General features: G+C 40.9%; 17 protein-coding genes and 1 pseudogene. 13 read left to right on the forward strand and 5 right to left on the reverse strand.

All coding sequences use genetic code 11. From position 1 onward, the window contains the following. Nucleotides 1–174: 174 nt before the first annotated feature. From J8L97_RS23415 to J8L97_RS06240, 6 genes and pseudogenes are all read left to right on the forward strand, one after another. The gene (locus tag J8L97_RS23415; RefSeq protein ID WP_247688556.1) at nt 175–1059 is read left to right on the forward strand and encodes a M9 family metallopeptidase N-terminal domain-containing protein; all 885 of its coding nucleotides are present in this window, start codon (nt 175–177) and stop codon (nt 1057–1059) included. Continuing rightward, nucleotides 1029–2228 (forward strand): annotated as a pseudogene (locus tag J8L97_RS23420) (collagenase); the annotation flags it as partial. The gene J8L97_RS23415 and the pseudogene J8L97_RS23420, both read left to right, overlap by 31 nt. 216 nt (nt 2229–2444) lie before the next feature. Then, nucleotides 2445–2690, forward strand: coding sequence for a PPC domain-containing protein (locus J8L97_RS24045; protein ID WP_409455153.1), 246 nt, complete (start codon nt 2445–2447; stop codon nt 2688–2690). Between the two features lie 155 nt (nt 2691–2845). Further along, a complete protein-coding gene (locus tag J8L97_RS06230; protein WP_211048268.1) occupies nt 2846–3316 on the forward strand; it encodes a hypothetical protein in 471 nt (156 codons plus the stop codon). Nucleotides 3317–3635: 319 nt separating this feature from the next. Beyond that, a complete protein-coding gene (locus J8L97_RS06235; protein WP_211048269.1) occupies nt 3636–4457 on the forward strand; it encodes a DUF692 domain-containing protein in 822 nt (273 codons plus the stop codon). Between the two features lies 1 nt (nt 4458). Beyond that, the gene (locus tag J8L97_RS06240) at nt 4459–5259 is read left to right on the forward strand and encodes a DNA-binding domain-containing protein (protein WP_211048270.1); all 801 of its coding nucleotides are present in this window, start codon (nt 4459–4461) and stop codon (nt 5257–5259) included. Nucleotides 5260–5697: 438 nt separating this feature from the next. Here J8L97_RS06240 and J8L97_RS06245 read toward each other — a convergent pair whose 3' ends face one another. The 4 genes from J8L97_RS06245 to J8L97_RS06260 form a co-directional block, all read right to left on the reverse strand. After that, nucleotides 5698–6138: a VOC family protein gene (locus J8L97_RS06245; protein ID WP_210996172.1), complete on the reverse strand. Its 441-nt coding sequence runs from the start codon at nt 6136–6138 to the stop codon at nt 5698–5700. A gap of 74 nt (nt 6139–6212) precedes the next feature. After that, complete coding sequence (locus J8L97_RS06250) at nt 6213–8186, reverse strand: pre-peptidase C-terminal domain-containing protein (protein WP_211048271.1); 1974 nt, start codon at nt 8184–8186, stop codon at nt 6213–6215. Then, the gene (locus J8L97_RS06255) at nt 8183–8866 is read right to left on the reverse strand and encodes a DUF1566 domain-containing protein (protein WP_211048272.1); all 684 of its coding nucleotides are present in this window, start codon (nt 8864–8866) and stop codon (nt 8183–8185) included. Before J8L97_RS06255 ends, J8L97_RS06250 begins: the two co-directional genes overlap by 4 nt. Before the next feature lie 71 nt (nt 8867–8937). Beyond that, complete coding sequence (locus J8L97_RS06260; protein WP_247688553.1) at nt 8938–10185, reverse strand: ethylbenzene dehydrogenase-related protein; 1248 nt, start codon at nt 10183–10185, stop codon at nt 8938–8940. Between the two features lie 360 nt (nt 10186–10545). On the opposite strand from J8L97_RS06260, the gene J8L97_RS06265 reads away from it, so the two are divergent. The 7 genes from J8L97_RS06265 (at nt 10546) to J8L97_RS06295 (ending at nt 18228) form a co-directional block, all read left to right on the forward strand. Further along, the gene (locus J8L97_RS06265; RefSeq protein WP_211048273.1) at nt 10546–11730 is read left to right on the forward strand and encodes a GGDEF domain-containing protein; all 1185 of its coding nucleotides are present in this window, start codon (nt 10546–10548) and stop codon (nt 11728–11730) included. Between the two features lie 65 nt (nt 11731–11795). Next, complete coding sequence (locus J8L97_RS06270) at nt 11796–12857, forward strand: DUF2066 domain-containing protein (protein WP_210996168.1); 1062 nt, start codon at nt 11796–11798, stop codon at nt 12855–12857. Beyond that, nucleotides 12857–13564 (forward strand): DnaA regulatory inactivator Hda, encoded by a 708-nt coding sequence (gene hda / locus J8L97_RS06275; protein ID WP_247682490.1) that lies wholly within the window; start codon nt 12857–12859, stop codon nt 13562–13564. The genes J8L97_RS06270 and hda overlap by 1 nt, the downstream gene beginning before the upstream one ends. A 200-nt stretch (nt 13565–13764) precedes the next feature. Continuing rightward, the gene (gene pheS / locus J8L97_RS06280; protein WP_210996167.1) at nt 13765–14745 is read left to right on the forward strand and encodes a phenylalanine--tRNA ligase subunit alpha; all 981 of its coding nucleotides are present in this window, start codon (nt 13765–13767) and stop codon (nt 14743–14745) included. A 13-nt stretch (nt 14746–14758) separates the two neighbouring features. Beyond that, nucleotides 14759–17146, forward strand: coding sequence for a phenylalanine--tRNA ligase subunit beta (gene pheT, locus J8L97_RS06285; protein WP_211048274.1), 2388 nt, complete (start codon nt 14759–14761; stop codon nt 17144–17146). Nucleotides 17147–17148: 2 nt separating this feature from the next. Then, on the forward strand, nt 17149–17448 hold the full coding sequence (gene ihfA / locus J8L97_RS06290; protein ID WP_010362644.1) for an integration host factor subunit alpha: 300 nt from the start codon (nt 17149–17151) through the stop codon (nt 17446–17448). Nucleotides 17449–17859: 411 nt separating this feature from the next. Then, the gene (locus J8L97_RS06295) at nt 17860–18228 is read left to right on the forward strand and encodes a hypothetical protein (RefSeq protein ID WP_211048275.1); all 369 of its coding nucleotides are present in this window, start codon (nt 17860–17862) and stop codon (nt 18226–18228) included. Nucleotides 18229–18347: 119 nt separating this feature from the next. On the opposite strand, the gene J8L97_RS06300 is transcribed toward J8L97_RS06295, so the two are convergent. After that, a complete protein-coding gene (locus J8L97_RS06300; RefSeq protein WP_211048276.1) occupies nt 18348–19784 on the reverse strand; it encodes a serine hydrolase in 1437 nt (478 codons plus the stop codon). Between the last annotated feature and the right edge of the window lie 86 nt (nt 19785–19870).

Genomic DNA, 19870 nt, shown 5'->3' on the forward strand with positions numbered 1-19870 from the left:
GCACATAATGAAGAGTCACACCGTTCATTCAAACCTCACACTTCTGAGTTTGTTAATACAACGCATCATGGCCACCATGTGCCCCTAGAAAACGAGAGAGCACCGAGTGCAGTATCAGTGCAGCTTTCTGACTTTAACCAGGTCAAAAGGTTAAGCACTACAGTTCAAGTCGCGATGGCGTGTGATCTTAACGCATTGGGATCCGCGAACTCAACACAGCTACTCATCGAAATAAGAAATCAAGGCAGCACATGTATTAATGAACTTTTTAATGCGAATGCCTCTATACAGCAACAAGTGTTTACGTCAGATAAAATGTTCGCAGCTGCTAATCAAGCAAAATTGATGGCAACCAGTTATAACGGGCAAGGTAGTAATGAGTTAGAATCATTATTCTTATTTATTCGCGCAGGATTTTATGTAGAGTTTTATAACGATAACGTGCAGTTTGCAGCTTGGTTAAAGCCGGCCGTAAAAGGTGCGATAGATGCATTTGTTAATAATAGCCACTTCTATGGTAGTAATGACGCGCATGGTCAAGTATTAAAAGAAGTTATCACCACTATGGATAGCTCTCAACAACAAGATGTGTATTTACCTGTAATCAAGCAGTGGTTAACACGTTTTGATCAAAGTTATGCCAATGTGCGGAATATGCATCGCGCAATCAATGGTATTTTTACGGTTTTATATCGGGGGCAGTGGAACGATAACTTTAAAGCGCTTGTGAAATCAGATACTCAACTTGTGCAACTATTAAGTGAGTTCACAAAAAAAACTTGGTTAGTCGGTGCTGACGCTGAATACCTAATGGTTAATGCTGCTGGGGAGCTCGCAAGGCTAAAAGCGTATAAGGATACCCCAATTCAAACTCATGTTGATACGGCCTTAATTCAGCTTTTTTCAACGTATAAAAGCTTTGGCTATGGCGATGCTATTTGGTTAAATGCCGCTGATGTGGCAACGTATTATGCGGATTTGAAACTCAACTCACTGCACAGGCGCTATCACAAACGTATCAGTGTAGTGATACAGTTAGGATTCGGTCGCAAGATATGACGCCTGCCCAACATGTGTCTGCGTGTAGCACAATGGCAACAGAAGAAGTGCGTTTTCACACACGTTTAGAAACAAATCAAACACCAGTAGCAGATGACAATAATACTTTTTTGCAAGTTAATATTTTTAATAGCAGCGATGATTATAGAAAATATGCCAAAGCTATCTTTAAAATAGAGACTAATAATGGCGGCATGTATTTAGAAGGAGATCCCAGTAAAGTTGGCAATCAGGCAAACTTTATTGCATATGAAGCGACGTATGCAAAGCCAGATCACTATGTTTGGAATTTAGAGCATGAATATGTTCATTATTTAGATGGTCGATTTGACTTATATGGTGATTTTAATGCACCAACAGAAGCAATTGTATGGTGGAGTGAGGGCGTGGCAGAGTACATTGCCAACTTAAATGATAACCAAGCGGCAATTGATACGATAAAAGATGGGTCGACCTATTCACTGGAGCAAGTGTTTGCGACCACGTATGCCGGATTTGACCAAGATAGGATATATCGGTGGGGTTATTTAGCAGTACGATTTATGTTTGAACGCCATAATGATGAACTAAACGCTATGTTAGCCCGTACCCGAGTTGGTGATTGGCAAGGGTACAAAACATTGCTTTCAAGCTGGTCAAGCCAATATGCAAGTGAATTTACTGCTTGGACACAAGAATTAGCCAGTGGCACAGTCAATGATGTACCTATCGGAGTTATTAATGGCCCGTATCAAGGTCTGATCAATGCAGATATACAGTTCTCGAGTCAAGGTAGCAGCGATCCAGATGGTGATATAGTAACGTATTTATGGCAGTTTGGTGATGGCACACAAAGCAATACAGCCAACCCAATTCATCGTTATGCGAATGCAGGGGATTATGTGGTGAGCTTGACTGTTACCGATAATAATGGGGCGAGTAGCGTTGTAACATCAAGTGCGATTATCACAGGTGGTGACACCTCGGAGCCAGTTTTACGTAAAGGGATACCATTAACCATTTCTGGAGCACAAGATGAGTTGAGCTATTACACTATTGACGTGCCTGTTGGTGCGACTAATTTGCAAGTGTCGACTGGAGAAGGTACGGGAGATGCGGATCTTTATGTTCGCTTTGGCAGCAAGCCAACATTGGCTGAATATGATTGTCGTCCTTATAAAGGCGGCAGTACTGAGCAATGTGATATTGCAACGCCCGAGGCAGGGATCTATCACGTGATGGTTCGTGGTTATAATAGTTACGCAGATGTGCGCTTATTGGCAGATTTCGAGCAAGCAGCAGTGGCATTACCAGATACATGTCAAACACAAGGGGCGGTAACCAGTGGCCGTCTTATTTCAGGAGAGGCTGTGTGTTTAGGCAATCAGGCACCGATGTGGTTTAGTATGGAAGATGTAAGTGGTCACACTCAAATTAAAATAGAAACAGCACATGGTACAGGTGATATTGCGCTGGAATATAGTAATTCTGGATGGCCCAACGATGTAAATGTTGATGCAAGTTCAAATAATGTCGGCAATGTAGAATGTATTAATCTCAACGGTCAGTCGCAGTATTGGGGTTATTTCAAGGTATCAGGAACTAGTGCCGGCACAACAATAAAAGTGACTTATGATGAAGGGGGCTGTTAGGTCGATTATTCTAACTAAGTGCTTGTAAAAAAGGTGGCAGTGCCACCTTTTTTTAAATTTATAACACGGCAAAAATAAAAACCTCACCTACACTGAAATAGATCTTCGCTTTATTGGGTCAACTAACAGGCTAATAACATTAAGAGGAAATTCACATGAAAGCACTTACAGGCGCAGCAATGGCAATGATGGTTGCCGGGTTGGTTGGTTGTAATAGTACAAATACTGCAAATTCATCAGCAAGCTCAACCGCAGCCAATACTGCTGCGAGTGCAAGTTCGACCGATCTTGTTCATTGTTATGATGTAAACGTGTGTGGTGGTCATAATGACTGCAAAACAGCAAGTAATGCCTGTGCAGGGCAAGCGTCATGTAAAGGTACAGGGTTTGTTGCAATGCCGAAAAAAGCATGTGGTGATGTAGGCGGTAAAACGAAAGATGCGTGGGTCGGTGAAATAGCCAAAGCAGCATTGGTACATTGTCATGATGTAAATATTTGTGGTGGCCATAATGACTGTAAAACCGCGAGCAATGCTTGTGCTGGGCATGCATCTTGTAAAGGTACGGGTTTTGTATCAATGCCAGCGAAATCTTGTGGTGACATCGGTGGTAAAGTAAAGAGTTAATAACTAGGGGCTGTTGATCTTTGCTGTTCTATTTTTGTTCTCTTTGAGCATGCTTTTATCGCGGCGCTTAATATGTGGCCTAGTGATCTAAGCGAATATTAAGCAACAAAGAGAAAGGGGTGCTCAAAAGAACCGGTAGGCAGCGCTTGATTGGCTTTTCTACTATGTTATCGGCTGACTTACATGGAATAACCATGCTACGCAGCCTCTGCCTTGTATTAAATCCAATCAAGCTGCTGCAAAAATGAACCTAAAAGATCAATAGCCCCTAACAATTAGTCCACTTAGGCTATGGATGGCCTTTTTATGTAGGAAGTCTATGTCAGTACCGTATTTAGGCTTTGGGATGGGGTTACGTACATGTTACTTCGAACAAATAATCTCAGAGCGGCCAGCGATCGACTGGTTTGAAATCATTTCAGAAAACTATTTTGTATCAGGTGGCAAACCTTGGTACTACTTATCACAAATAAAAGAGCAATACCCCATTGTTATGCATGGTGTGTCGATGTCGATAGGTAGCACCGATGACATTAATACTGACTATTTGAAACAGTTAAAGCGAACCATCGCACGGGTTAACCCAGCTTGGGTATCGGATCACTTGTGTTTTAGCGCATTAGGTGATTTCAATAGTCACGATTTATTACCGATGCCTTACACGGAAGAAGCATTAAATCATTTAACTCAGCGTATATCACAAGTGCAAGATTATTTAGAAAGGCCGATGATATTTGAAAATGTGTCGAGCTATCTAACTTACAAACAATCCCATATGACAGAGTGGGAATTTTTGGCACAATTGCATAAACAAACAGGCTGTCAGTTTCTATTAGATATTAATAACGTATATGTAAGTGCGAGAAATCATAGCTTTTCAGCGATGGATTACCTCAATGCGATACCAAAAGAAAGTATCGCGCAAATACATTTAGCTGGACATCAAGATTTTGATAGCCATATTATTGATACACATGATGAGCCTATTTGTGACGCTGTATGGTCTTTATTTTCAGAGTTTAGTCAACAAGTTTCAGCCGTGAGTACAATGATAGAGCGTGATGATAACTTCCCACCATTAGCGGAATTGCTAGCTGAATTAGAACATGCAAAAGCGTTAACCCGAACACATTGGGGGTAATATGAGTGACTTAGCGACTCTGCAGCATGCTTTTATTACGCTGCTTCATAATGGAAATAATAGCTTAGCAAATAATATCGTTGATCAGGCACCGTTAGAGGTTTGCCAGCGCTTGGAGATTTATCAAAGTGCTTATCGGATCAGACTTCGTGGTGTTTTAGAGCAAGACCATGAAACATTAGGGTTTTATTTAGGTGATGAGCTGTTTGAAGCAATGATGGATGGGTACATCAACTATTACCCTTCACAATCACGCTCGCTAAGACAGTTTGGGGAACGGTTACCAGAATTTTTACGCATTACCCCACCATTTTCAGAACATGGGATTTTAGCGGAGATCGCTGAATTTGAACGTATTTTATTGAACTCGTTTGATAGTGGTGACGCATCATTGTTACGGTGGCCGCAATTACAGGCCATTGAAATTAATCAGTGGCCAAATATGGTGCTACAGTTGCATCCTAGTGTCTATTTTTTTAAATGTGCCTACCCAAGTGTAGAAAGTTGGCGAGCATTAAAAGAAAAAAAGACGCCGCCATTGGCTGATATTCATGAGCCGCATTATTGGCTGATAGCACGAGGGACAGATCATCGAACTGGATTTCATCCTCTAGATAAAAAGCAATGGTTATGTCTAAAAAGCATCGCAGATGGTATGCCGTTTAGTATGGTGTGCCAATCTATTGTTGGAGAATTTGATGATGAGCAAACGTGCTCGATGTTTGTGATTGGTGTGTTGCAGTTAGGGATTGAACAAGGTTGGTTCAGTGGCGTTAGTATGCTTCATGGCACCTTAGTTTAACCAGTATAGGTGTTCAAAAGTAACTTTTACCGTTTATTATACCGGTACAAATACACTGAAAATTCAAACTAGTTAACCTCAGGTTTGGATAAGGGCTTTGGAATAGACAATGTTGTTGAAAACAAGCTTACGTACAATCCAATGATGGTATTTTGTTCAATATCAAGGCGCTTTTATGCAGTAAAAGCGGGCTATTACAAATGAAAGCAACGCCGAGAGTGAGAAAAATAGCTTTATTGGGCAAATTCGCTTATCCAGAGCTGAGGTTAGTTATTATACCAACGTTATTAATGCGGTGATGATCCTAGGAGTACAATGACGATTAACTACGTTAAAGTTTACCTATGTAAAATAACGACATATTGAAACTTTCTCTGTGTTAGTCAGTGTTTATATGTCGTCGTATTTGACTGATGATTTATTACTATTTTGCTGACGTTACCAGCTGCCCGTATTTTGCATCGATTGCCATGGTTCTTGAGCGGGCAAAGCTTCGCCTTTTTGTAGCAACTCAATTGATATACCATCTGGAGATTGAACAAACGCCATATGTCCGCAGCGAGGAGGGCGATTAATTAAGACTCCCGCGTTCATTAACTTCGTACACGTGTTATAAATATCATCAACAGAAAAAGCCAGATGACCAAAGTTTCTGCCACTTGTGTATTGCTCAGGATCCCAGTTATAGGTTAACTCTATAGTGGGAGTGAATGTTGTTTTTGCTTCTTCTAATTGCCCTGGCGCGGCAAGGTATATTAATGAAAATCGACCTTTTTCGCTGTCGTAACGTTTGACTTCAACTAGGCCCAGTAAATCGCAATAAAAATGCATTGATGCGTCTAAATCTTGCACGCGAACCATAGTGTGTAAAAATTCCATAAAATTACCCCTTATCATCTTATCGTAGCTATTGTATGTGTAAATTGCGTGATAACAAGGGGCAGTTGAGGCGTTTAGTAGTTTGCAGCCACATTCACACCACTAAACGTGCTGTAAGCACGAAGTGCTATGTGCCATTCGCCGGCCTGTGGGTTAGATAATACACAGCTTTCAGTATTACCCTCTTTGTAGGGTCTGCAGTCATAACTTGACGTTGTGGGTTTACTGCCAAAACGAACATAGAGATCGGCATCTCCACTGCCCGCTGCGGAATCTACAGTAAGTGTAGTAACACCAGTAGGTAGAGTAAGGGTTTTATATATCCACTGACCTTTATCAGCTCCAAGGTTTGGCCATTGCTGGGAACCACCATTATCTGGCGGAGTGGCACTTGAGTCATAGCTAGCAACCAAAGTTACATTTGCATAAGGTGCATAGCCTGACAACATAACATAATACTTACCTGCTTGAATGCTTGAAATTTCGCATGTCTCATTGTTGCCAGATTTGTATGGTCGACAATCATAGCTTGTAGAGGTGGGCTTGTTGGCAAACTTAACATACGTATCAGCATCACCTGTCCCCCCTGATGTTTTGAACGAAAGTGTTTTTACTCCAGTTGGAACATCTAATACATAGTATGCTTGTCCGCCTTTGTTACCGTTTAGACCATTTAAAGGGGTATTATTCGTTAGTGGTGTCTCTGCTGTTGGAGGATCTACAGGATCTGTCATATTATCAATGATACTTAAACCGGAAGCGCTTTGCTTGAGCACTAAATCTTCTCCTAACCCGCTTGCATACCACCAATTGATGTTTGCAGGGAGTGCGAGAGGATCGGCATCACGCTGTGCTTTGCTCAACGTACTGGCTGTACTGTCAAACTGTGCCGTTCTCACGGTTAAGTTGCTACTGGTCACACTCATGACTTTGAATTGTTGAATACTAGCAAGGTCAATAGTCCAAGACTTAGGGTCGTTGGCAGAACGTGCAGGGGCTCCCCAACTACCCTCACCAACATAAACAGTGCCGCCCGTAGTGGTTTTAACAAAGTTATTGCCAGAAGGTTTTAGTGCTTGGGTAATTTTGTTGATATGTGTATCAGACTCGACAACCAAGTTCATTTTTTTATCATAAAAATTTTGCGCCCACCAAGTGTGCAATATGGTGTTGTCAGATTTACCAGAATAATGCGGATACATTGGCTTATGATATTGACCGACTCGCCATTTCGCGCTACTTCCTCGTGCGGTTAAATCTTGTGTTAGCCAATTATTCATGGCCGTTGTATAGCTTGACCAACCACTGTTTTTGTACTGACTATTCAGGGTGTATACGCGCAGTAATTGACTAACATTAAATGCGCCATAGGTATCTGAGCTCGTGCAACTACCATCTTGGTTAAAGTCAATACCAAATACCTGACAAAGTGTTTTATAATTGTCGTCTTCATGGTTTCCATGTGTTGCGACAAAAGGGTAGATACGTTTGTAACTAATGCCGTCAATTTGGTCGGTTGAAAAAGTCAGCTGCCAATCTTTTAAGTATTCTTTCATCTCAGATGACGAGTTTGCATTGGTGTAATCACCTCCATGCATAATAAACAAAGGCCTTATTTTGGCAATGAGTTCATTTCCTTTGCGTCGGTTCGTCCAACCTGTTCTGGTGTCGCCACCGGCAACAACAGTAAAGCCACTACTGGTAGTTGGGGCCGTTTTAAACCATAAACGTTCACCACACCCTTCACTGTCGCATACACGATAATAAACGTTACTATTTTCAGGTAGCCCCGTAAGGGTGACAAACTGACTTTGTAAACTACTTGCAAATGTATGCGATGCTAAAACTGACTTATCCTGCCAAGTTTGTTCATTGGTTGAGAGCCCATATTTTACATAATGGTTACTCCCACTTGTGGGTGAGAAACCAATGGTTGCTTGCTGGCTGGGGTTGGCATCCCATACGAGACGATGATATTGGCTACCTGCATGCACCGAACTGCTGGCAAGTGTTAGTCCTATCATTAGGGCCAAAATAGATCTGTTCATTTATTTATTTCCTTTGGTGTTGTAATTAACGCTTCGCGACCGCTTACCTGCGAGGTAGGTAAATCTGTAACTGAGCTTACGAGCATGACAAATGCAGCATTACGATACGGTAAAGTCATGCTCGTCCCAGTGTGAAAGTTGACTGATTTAGCGCCTTCTTTAAATTGATTAAAATGTTTAGATAGCTTGGTAGTTTGCTCTGAACTCCAATAATCACCATGCTGGATATGCAAAAAGAAATCGTGTGCAATATGTGTATTACCGGGACGGCTAGGAGGCTCTACTAGGCTTGCTAATTCTTCACTATTGGGTAATCGCCAGGTTTGTACACCACATAATCCGTTTTCATTGGTATGGCGAAGTAAATCAGCAGTATCACAGCGATTTGGCTCAAAGTAGCAATCGCCGAAATTCGCCACGCCTTTCTGGTTTTGATACCAGGAATAGGTCCAGTATCCATCGTGAATAGATTCGTTGTCGGTTTTTATCTCCCATAGTAATTGTTTTTCTTTGTCATACACGCATGCCCAAGGACCTTGCCATGGCTTTAATGGTTTGCCTTCGGCTGATATTTTTATATAGCGCGGGTGCATATGGTTTTTTTGGGTAGGTAATGCAATTAAACAGTAGCCAACAATCACGCTTAGCAATAAAAAGGATATTAAGAGTCGGTTTTTCATAATATATACTTCAATGAAATGGCTAAGTTATGACGCGTGTGTGCAATTTGACTATGATCAAATGCTGAGACTCACATACAGGTACCATGTTCGAGGGCAACATCATGGACTGAGGGGGTCATATTTTTTCGCACGAGTTCCAGTGTCCACTGGCCATTCTTCCATTGACCACGAGCGCGGACATCAGCTCTATCTCCTTCAAAGCGGTTTGAGCGGTAGAGGACGGAGGGGAGGCGAGTGCCTATAGGGTAGTGATCATCATCCTTCTTGTATGGCTTAGACCCAAACCATGGTATAACATCACCTTCGTATAGGGCGTCTTTTGGTAGCCTTTTGGGTATGACCCCATTGGGGCTGTACCAAAGCCAGTTCATTACATAAGCACCACTCTCTTTGCCATCAGGCAAATACCCAGCACTGTAGCGTCTTTGTCCAGATAGCACTTTAGTGGGAGGGCCAATAAAATTGTCATCAGCCAAAATCATGTCATTTGTGCGTACTGCTTTCCAATGCCATAAGTCACGTACTTTGTTATCGACACTGGCATGATAACCCTTACCGTGCCAATTACTGGGTTTGTCTTGAAAGGGGGTTTTTCCTAAATGGGCAGTACCATCTGCGCCGCTATTACAGGTTTTAGACAGCATCACGGCAAATTTGTCTTCATAATGACTTTGTTCATCAAATTCATAGAAGCCATTTTCGACAACTTTCCAACCCGTGCTGACTTTTTCAATTGGTAAATGTGAAAGGCTATGTGTTGGATCTGCCCACGTAAATAAAAAGAACGTTTCGTGTTTATTGCTGAGGGCTTTAATGGTCACGGTTGTTTGCCCATCGACAAAGTTTGCACCACCAATGGTATGGACATTGATACTTTGTGCTTCTTGCCATATAGGTTCATCGGCAAGCCCATCAATTTCCATCAAAACATTGGCACCAATTGGGACTACATTCAGGCTGATGTGTGTATTTTGTGCCATGTGATATGTACCAATAGAGGCTAAACTCAACCCAATAGAAAGAAACCAAGGCAGTTGCTTTAGAGGGATGAAGAACACTCTTTTTATGAGCTTTTTACCGAGTTGTAAGAAGTATATCCAGCTATGAAGTAGTAAATAATAACCAATTAAGAATGAGGATATCAGGTGAAGTGTCTGTGTTTGAAATTGGGTTATATTGAAATAGACACTCCAACCCGTGATGATACAGCCAAGTACAGAAAAATAACCAAATCGGTTAACCCAAGTATGGTAGTACGTGTACTTGTTTGGCGTAATGTCGTTGTTTTTATAAAAAACATAAGAAATAGTGGTCAAAGTGATTATACAAGTACTTAACATATGCCAAAAATGAACATGGCCACTAGGTAGAATTGGCGCAAGCACTAACAATTCAGAGTGGCTGATGGTCGCTATCCTTAACCCACTGAATAAACTTGTAAAAATTGCTATTGCTATGGCGGTGTGTAAAAAAATAAAAAAGGGCCGCGGCAAGGTTTAGTCACTCTATTTGAAATTTAATTATTAATATTTACATTGTATTCACCTAGTGTGAAATATTTATTGGTTATAATTCTATTGGTTAGAGAAATATCAACTAAATTGGTTATGGATCTGTAATTTATTTTGGCTAATATTAACAATAGTTACACCATATATGTATCAAACAGGGAAATGATGGCAAAACAAATATTAGATAGTGAAAATGTAATTGATAGCATGGCTGATATCGTGGCATGTTTGAATACCAGTGATTCGATTCAGCGGTTCCTGCTTGATATTCATTGTATTTTGCAGAAAATTACCTATGCCGATAATTTCTATGTGGTGCTGTTTAAACAAGATGGCTTGTTAAGCTTCCCATATTTTCATGATGTCAAAGATGACATACGCGCAGAAGATCTTGAGAACTTAGATGTTGCCGAAATTGCAAAATCATTGACTGCTTATGCGTTAACTAAAAAAGAAGTATGTAATTTTAGCTACAATGATATTGAACAGCTAATTAGCCAAGGCACGCTTGAAGTGCTAGGTTCATTACCAATGCAATGGCTTTGTTTTCCTTTGCAGAACCGAGATGCGTTCTTAGGCGCGTTCATTATTCAATCATATCGACGAGAGAATGAATATTCAGGTGTTATTGTTGAACTACTTTACACAATTAGTCATGTGATCTCTTCAGCGCTTGATGCGTTTAATAATCAACAAGCTTTATTAGAAGCGAACCATACGTTGCAGAATTATCAAGGTGAGTTAGAACATAGAGTTGAAGAACGAACCAAAGAATTACAAAATAGCTTGGAAGAGCTTAAAAAGGAGGTAACGAAGCGTGAAGAGCTACAGCAACAACTGGAATACGATTCGTTACATGATAGTTTGACTGGGTTAGCAAATCGGAAATACTTGTTTAGCGAACTGAATCGATTGGCCGCAAAATCTTCACGTTTATCAGTAGAGGTGTACGTACTTTATTTAGATTTAGATGATTTTAAACCAATTAATGATCAATATGGTCATAAAAGTGGTGATCTTGTGCTGTTAGCGGTGGCAAAGCGTTTACTAGAAGAGCTGCGTGGCTACGATATTGTCTCTCGCCTAGGTGGTGATGAATTTGTCGTAGTAATAACAGAACCACTAGAAAAGCAAGTACTCTTTCAGGTATGTGAACGATTATTAAAGAGTATTCAAGTCCCAGTAACATTGGAAAGTAGCACTCGCGTGATATGTGGTTGCAGTATCGGTATTGCTGGCAATCATGCGCGTGCATTTAACGCTGAAGAGTTGTTACACGCTGCTGATGAAGCATTATATGTGGCTAAAAAGAAAGGCAAGAATCAAATTCATTTCCAAGAGTATGAATAGGCCTTTGTACTTTTTCACCGTTTGCTTTAGGATCGCAGTATGTAGAGGACTTTGTCGTTAGTGCTATGTTAATCAGAGCTTTATTATTTGTATGCTTATTTATTTCGGCCCCTATATTGGCCATTGAGGTCACTGACCTTTATCAAAGTACTTTGGCTGTGTCTGATAAAACCCGTGCGACACGTGTTAAGGCGAGCCAACAAGCCTTAATGAACGTGATTAAAAAATTGACGGGTCGCTATGAAACTGTAGATCACCCGTCAATCACACGTGCAAAACGTTCAATCTCTGATTACATGTTGAAATATGAGTATTTAAATCTAGATGACGATGATGATGAGCTGAAAATTCGCATTAAATTTGAAGCAAATAAGGTTGAAAATCTGGTACGCACAGCACAGTTGCCCTTTTGGGGGAATCGACGCCCTATGATAGCAATTTGGTTAGCAATTGAAGACGATTTACAACGTGAATTTGTGACCCAAGAGCGTTATCCGCAGCTTGGACGTTTAATTTATGATACTGCGGCTGAGTGGGGAGTGCCAGTTGTGGTTCCGCTATTAGATTTACAAGATAGAGCCAGTGTTGGCATAGCTGAAGTTTGGGGGAATTTTTCAGAACCCGTTGAGCAAGCTTCTATCCGATATAATGCTGAACGGGTGATCACTGCACGTATGTTCAAGCAGCCTCATAGTAGTCGCTGGCAGTTAGAGTGGCGATATACTGATGCCGAGCTGTTTGAGTCAAATCAACTGGTGGGTGATAAACAACAAGTGCTCATACAAATGATCAATGATTTGTCTTCTGTATTAGTTGCCAATTACGTGATTGACCCAGCGGTGTCTTATGCGACAACTAGCACCATTTTTACAATCGATAAACTCGAGAGCTTCACGCATATTGAAAGAGCAAAGCGTCAATTGAAGAGTATCAGTACAGTGGCGGATGTTGACATTATTTACCGCTCGAAAGATAAAGTTAAGTTTGAAGTTGAACATACTTCAAGCCTCGAAGATTTAATCAAAGCCATAAAATTAGAGCAGGCATTTTCGGTGTATATAGATCCACGAGCGTTTTATCAAGTGGCTGATGCCGAAAATTTAAAATACAGCTGGGTTGGACCATAATGGGAACTGAACCATTGCAAATGGCGTTGCCTGTTACCTTACCAGATGATGAAACCTTTGCCTCGTATTTTGGCGGAGAAGCCTCACTTGAAGTTACTCACTTAAAAACAACGCTCGCGACGCTTAAAAACAGTTTTCATTTTACTTATTTGTGCGGTCTTGCTGATTCGGGGAAATCGCACTTGCTTTACGCAACCTGTATTCATGCTCAAGAACTCGGACTGTCAACTATTCTGCTCAGTTTAAGAGAAGTCATTGATTTTGGTCCTGCGGTTTTAGATTCACTAGAAAATTTAGATGTGGTGTGTATTGATGATGTGCATCTAGTTGCCGGAATTGAAAGTTGGGAAAAAGCACTTTTTAACTTTTACAACCGGTTTAATGAGCCAGGAAAAAGCCTCGTTGTGACTGCGGATTTACCGCCGAGTATGTTGAATATCTCACTCCCTGATTTAGAGTCTCGCTTAGCGTGGGGAACCACATTCCAAATACGTTCAATGAGTGATGATGATAAAGCTGAAGCATTAGTGAAACGTGCGAATATGCGGGGACTAGAGTTGACTGATGAGTGTGCTCGTTTTTTATTGACACGCCTGAGCAGAGATATGCGCGCATTACTCGACGTGTTAGATAAATTAGATCACGCTTCCATGGCTGCACAACGAAAGTTAACTATTCCGTTTATAAAAACCACTTTACAACTGTGAGTGTTATTTAGCCACTGTGATTATCAATAATTATAAATGCGCTTGAATTTGTTTGAAAAGCCCCACTTTTTGATAAAATTTCAAAATAATCTGACTGAAAGACAAACAGAGCCCTGTTAGGGCTAGAATCTGACCTATGCTTTCAGTTATCATACTTAGTCAACACACAGCAAGTTACCTCAATAAAGATCAGGTATAGAATGAACTTAGAGAATATTTTAGCGCAAGCGCTTGAAGCCGTCGCTGGCGCAAGTGAAATAGCGCACCTTGAGGACGTCCGAGTAAACTATCTTGGAAAGAAAGGTGAGATCACAGGACTATTAAAAACACTAGGTACTTTGGCGCCTGAAGAGCGTAAAGAAGCTGGTGCAGTGATCAACCAAGCGAAGACTCAAGTACAAAACGCGATCAATGAAAAGCGTGAGTTATTAACGCAACAAGCGTTAGAAAAAAAACTCGCGGCTGAAACCATTGATGTTACTTTGCCTGGGCGTGTTATGCCTGTAGGTGGTGTACATCCGGTGACTCGCACGATAGAGCGAATTCAATCATTCTTCGGTGAACTAGGCTTTGAAGTAAAGTCAGGTCCTGAAATCGAAGATGATTTTCATAACTTTGATGCGTTAAATATTCCTGAGCATCATCCTGCTCGTGCTGATCATGATACATTTTATTTTAATCCGAAATTGGTATTGCGTACGCAAACCAGTGGTGTGCAAATACGTACAATGGAAGCAGAGCAACCGCCGCTACGTATTATCTCACCAGGTCGAGTATATCGAAACGATTACGACCAAACTCACACACCGATGTTTCATCAAGTAGAAGGCTTAATGGTCGATACAGATGTGAGCTTTACTGAATTGAAAGGGATTCTGCACGACTTTTTACGTAACTTCTTTGAAGAAGATATGGAAATACGTTTTCGACCTTCTTACTTTCCATTTACTGAGCCTTCGGCCGAGGTAGATGTGATGGGTAAAAATGGCAAATGGCTAGAAGTACTAGGTTGCGGCATGGTACATCCAAATGTATTGCGTTCTGTTGGTATTGATCCAGAGAAATATACGGGGTTTGCATTTGGTATGGGTGTTGAGCGCCTAACGATGCTGCGTTATGGCGTAAATGACCTACGTGCATTCTTTGAAAACGATTTAAAATTCCTAAACCAATTCAGATAAGAGCGAAGTAAATATGAAATTTAGTGAAAAGTGGTTACGTGAGTGGGTTAATCCAGCCATTGAAACTGAGGCTCTATCTGAACAGCTGTCTATGGCTGGTTTAGAGGTTGATGGTTTAGAAGCGGTTGCTGGTGATTTCTCTGGGGTTGTAATTGGTGAAGTAGTCGAATGTGGTCAACACCCTGACGCAGATAAATTACGTGTAACAAAGATCAATGTTGGCAAAGAGGAACTGCTTGATATCGTGTGTGGTGCAGCAAACTGCCGTACGGGTATTAAAGTCGCTGTTGCACAAGTAGGCGCTGTATTGCCAGGTGATTTTAAAATTAAAAAAGCCAAGCTACGTGGTCAACCTTCACACGGCATGTTGTGTGCGTTTGAAGAGCTCGGCATGGCTGAAAGTTCTGACGGTATTTTAGAGCTGCCCGGTGATGCTCCGATTGGTCAATGTATTCGTGAATACTTCGCGTTAGATGATGTGACCATTGATGTTGACTTGACAGCAAACCGCAGTGATTGTTTAGGCATTAAAGGCCTTGCACGTGAAGTAGGTGTTTTGAACTCTTTAGATGTGACTGAAGTAGAGATCACACCTGTCCAACCAACTATCGATGACAAAATTGATATTGAACTTGTAAACAGTGCATCATGCCCGCGTTATTTAGGTCGTGTTATTAAAGGTATTAACCTTGATGCGACAACGCCACTTTGGATGGTTGAGAATTTGCGTCGTTCAGGTGTGCGTTCAATTGACCCTGTTGTTGACGTAACTAACTACGTTTTATTAGAGCTAGGTCACCCAATGCATGCGTTTGACTTAAGTGCGATTGACGGCGGTATTAAAGTACGTAATGCCAATGAAAATGAAGAGCTTGTTTTATTAGATGGTAATACTGCTAAGTTACACTCCTCAACGCTACTTATTGCAGATGACAATAAAGCACTCGCTATGGCGGGTATTTTCGGTGGTGAAGCGTCGGGCGTTAAAGAGGGAACTCAAGATATCTTACTTGAAAGTGCTTTCTTTTCACCATTGGCAATTGCCGGACAAGCGCGTAAATACGGCTTGCACACCGATGCGTCTCACCGCTATGAGCGTGGCGTTGATTATACATTACAACATGATGCAATGGAGCGTGCTACGGCATTGCTATTAGGCATTGTTGGTGGACAAGCGGGCCCTGTGGTTGAAGCTGTATCAGAAGTTGATTTGCCGGCGGTTAAATCAGTGACGTTGCGCCGCGCGCGTCTAGACCGCGTGATTGGTTACCACATTGAAGACGCTAAAGTCACTGACATTCTTACGCGTCTAGGCCTTGACGTAACAGTGAGCGATGATACATGGCAAGCCGTTGTCCCTAGCTACCGTTTTGATATTCGTATCGAAGAAGATTTAATTGAAGAAGTGGCTCGCGTATTTGGTTATAACAATATTCCAAATGTGGCGCCAACGGCTTCATTGAAAATGACGACGCATGTTGAAGCTAATTTGCCAGTAGCGCGTTTTCGCAATGAATTAGTGGCACGTGGCTTCCAAGAAGCCATTACGTACAGTTTTGTGGACCCTAAAGTTCAGCAGTTACTGCATCCAAGCGCAGATGCATTAGTGTTGCCTCATCCAATTTCTGTTGAAATGTCGGCAATGCGTGTAAGCCTTATGCCAGGTTTAATTAATGCAGTTGTTTATAACCAAAATCGTCAGCAATCACGCATTCGCTTGTTTGAGCATGGCTTAAAGTTTATTAAAGATGAGTCTGCTGAAAATGATGTTGCGCAAGTTGCAGTTTTAGGGGGGGTTGTTTTTGGTAATACACACAACGAGCACTGGTCAGTTGACTCTCGCCCTGCTGATTTCTTTGATGTAAAAGGAGATGTTGAAGCATTACTTGCACTGACAAATGATACAGCGCGTTTTAGCTTTAAAGCTGAGGCAAGTGAGGGGTTACACCCAGGGCAGTCAGCTGCAATTTATGTTGATGATGTAAAAGTTGGCTTTATTGGCGCAGTTCATCCACAATTACAAAAGTCGCTAGGCTTAAATAGCACGGCGTATGTATTTGAAGTGGAAGTAGCCGCTTTGGAGACAAGAAAGCTGCCTGAAGCTGTTATTGTGTCTAAATTTCCATCAAATCGCAGAGATATTGCTATTTTAGTTGCAGATGACGTAAAAATAGGCGATATTTTAAAAAGCATCGAGAAAGTTGGCGGAAATCAATTAGTTGACCTAAACTTATTCGATGTGTATAAGGGCAAAGGTATTGAGCCAGATTTTAAGAGTTTGGCGATTGCTCTTACATTACAAGCGGTTGATAGAACGCTCGAAGAGAAAGATATCAATCAAGTTGTAGACAACGTGGTGGCCGAGTTGGCCAAACAATTTAATGCAACGTTGAGGGACTAGATATGGCGCTTACTAAAGCCGACATAGCTGAACACCTATTTGAGAAATTGGGGATAAATAAAAAGGATGCCAAAGACTTAGTTGAAGCGTTTTTTGAAGAAATCCGCTCAGCGCTCGAAAAAGGAGAGCAGGTTAAGCTCTCTGGATTTGGTAACTTTGATCTTCGTGACAAAAAAGAGAGACCTGGCAGAAACCCGAAAACGGGTGAAGACATTCCTATCTCTGCGCGTCGCGTTGTTACTTTCCGCCCTGGACAAAAACTGAAGACGCGAGTCGAAGTCGGAACCAGCAAAGAAAGCTAACAGATCGCACGGAGCGATTGTAGAACTTGAAGACCTTGAGTATGTTTCATATTCAAGGTCTTTTGCATTTTAAATTAGAGTGAACGTAAGAAGAGAGCGATTAAATTGGCAAGGTACAGAACAATTATTTCTTTATTTTAAAGGTTTATAGTCATTTAAACGAATGTGTGTAGACCGGTCAGCCATCAATAGTTATTACTATAAATTCCGGCCAGAATTATCCTCAAGACTCAGTGACAGGTATTCCTGATACGTAAGCGCAAGTCGATAAGACTAGGCTAAGTTTAAAACTTAAATTTACTTATTTAATTTATAAGCCAAGTGTAGCCGTCATGTATTTTTTACTATTGTTGATAACAAAGGGAACTGATAAACAAGACCAGCACTATATTAATATTCTACAGGAACTCAATGGAATTGACTAAATGGAAGTCATTCAGGCTTTTATGGACACCATGGTTTATTTTACATTTATATATTTATGTGAATCTTTCTTTTTTTGTTGAATTACCGGATGCAATACAGTTCATACGAAGCTTTATTACTACAACGCTCTTAACAGGATGTCTTTTTTATTCATTAGGAATTCGTTGCTTTACGCGCTTTTTTTGGCAGGTGCTATTTATTATTGCAAGCATTGATGAGCTCCTAGGGTGGTATGAGAGTAGTGAATTTGACTTGTTCAATTTTGGGGTAATTACCACTTTTTATATTGTAGCTGCCCTCTACGCATTTCAGAATAAAAAAATTTGGGGAGAGCATCATAAGAATGGAACCTAATTTACGACTCAAAAGATGAATAAATTAAGTGTGTACCTTAGTTGTTATTTATAATTTGAACATTTGGCAATATCAAAAGAGTGAGCCAAATAGCAGCTCACTCTTTCAAAACTAATACGTTAAAGTCGCTCTATCAGTTTATTTGCTTTTGCAACCACAGGTCTCGCAGATGCTTGATAATTTCCCAATACAACCAAAATATACCCCTTGTCTTGGTATATATTGAGCTGGGCTGTCATACCCAGATGTGCACCGTTATGACCGACAATGGTGTTACCTTCGTTATTACTTATTGAAAACCCATAGCCCCAGTTAGGTGCATTTAGAGCTGGCTTTGCGGTTACTGCAGCGAGAGTAAGATCTTTACTTAATAGCTTATTTTGTTGTAATGCCAATGCGAATTTATGCAAATCTCTCACAGTCGAATACCCCCCACCTGCAGGATCACCCTTAACAGATTGGAACATCAAGTTTTCAGTAATTGCGCCGGTCTCAACAGAGAACCAGTAATTGCGTGCCGTGTTTTTAATGGGGACGTCTAGATCAAAACTACCGCTGTTCAGCATATTGGCTTTGTGATAAATATTGTCGTTGATGTAGTCGAAGTAGCGTTGGCCTGAAACCGCTTCGATGACATAACCCAGCAGTACCATACCAGTACTACTATATTGCCACTGGCTAGCAGGCTCGAAAGTCGTATCTATAGATTTTAATAAAGGCTGAATATGTTGGAGAGTGCGTACTTTTGTTTGTATTTCTTCAAAACCAGTCATACCTGAAATGCCTGATGTATGTGTGAGTAAGTGACGAATTTTTATTTTTTTAAAGTCACCTTTTCCCAGCAGATCTTTGTTTACAAATTTTGTGAGTGGGTCATCAAGAGATAAACGGTTTTGCTCTACTAATTGTAAAATAGCAACGCTGGTGAACATTTTGTTCATTGAGCCTATTTGAAACTTGGTATCTAGGTGGTTTTTCACATCATAGCGATGAGAAGCAAGACCATGTGCGGCAGTAAATAGCACATGCTCACCTTTTGCAAGTAGTATGGTACCGGAGAAAATCCCATTGTTTGCCAATTTGTTACTATATGTTGTTAATTTCGAGACGACTTGAGCTTCATTTAAAGGCGTTGAGTTTGGCGCTGTTTGTGGGTTTTCTCGGATGTACCATCCTGTGATTGCACGAGCTTGAGCACGGTTAAAATTGATAACCATTTCATATTGCATATCGGTATTCATGGAGTATAACTGTCCAACATATCGAATTTGGTTGTCGCTGTTGTTAAGTTTGGATGAAATGATGTCTAAATGGCCATGAAACATCGCTTGGTTTATCGAATACCCTGTGAATCGGTCTTTGCCAGCTCCGTCCCAGCGTGATAATGCATCGGGCGAAAAGTTGTTAACCACAAATGCGTCGAGTTGCTTCATATCTTGACTATTTAAAATAGTTAAGAATGTACTGGCAAGTTTCATGTGGTCTAATTCTTCCTGCGCTGTCACAGAGAAGTGAAAACATGTGGTAAAAAATAACCATGGTAAAAAATATCTCATTACTTTGTATTCCTTTTCATATTTGTTGATTTAATATGGCTAATTAGCCTGTTAGGTATTTGTTACCTCAAATCAAAATACAAAGG

The sequence above is a fragment of the Pseudoalteromonas sp. MMG012 genome, assembly GCF_018100875.1.
Classification (GTDB): domain Bacteria; phylum Pseudomonadota; class Gammaproteobacteria; order Enterobacterales; family Alteromonadaceae; genus Pseudoalteromonas; species Pseudoalteromonas aurantia.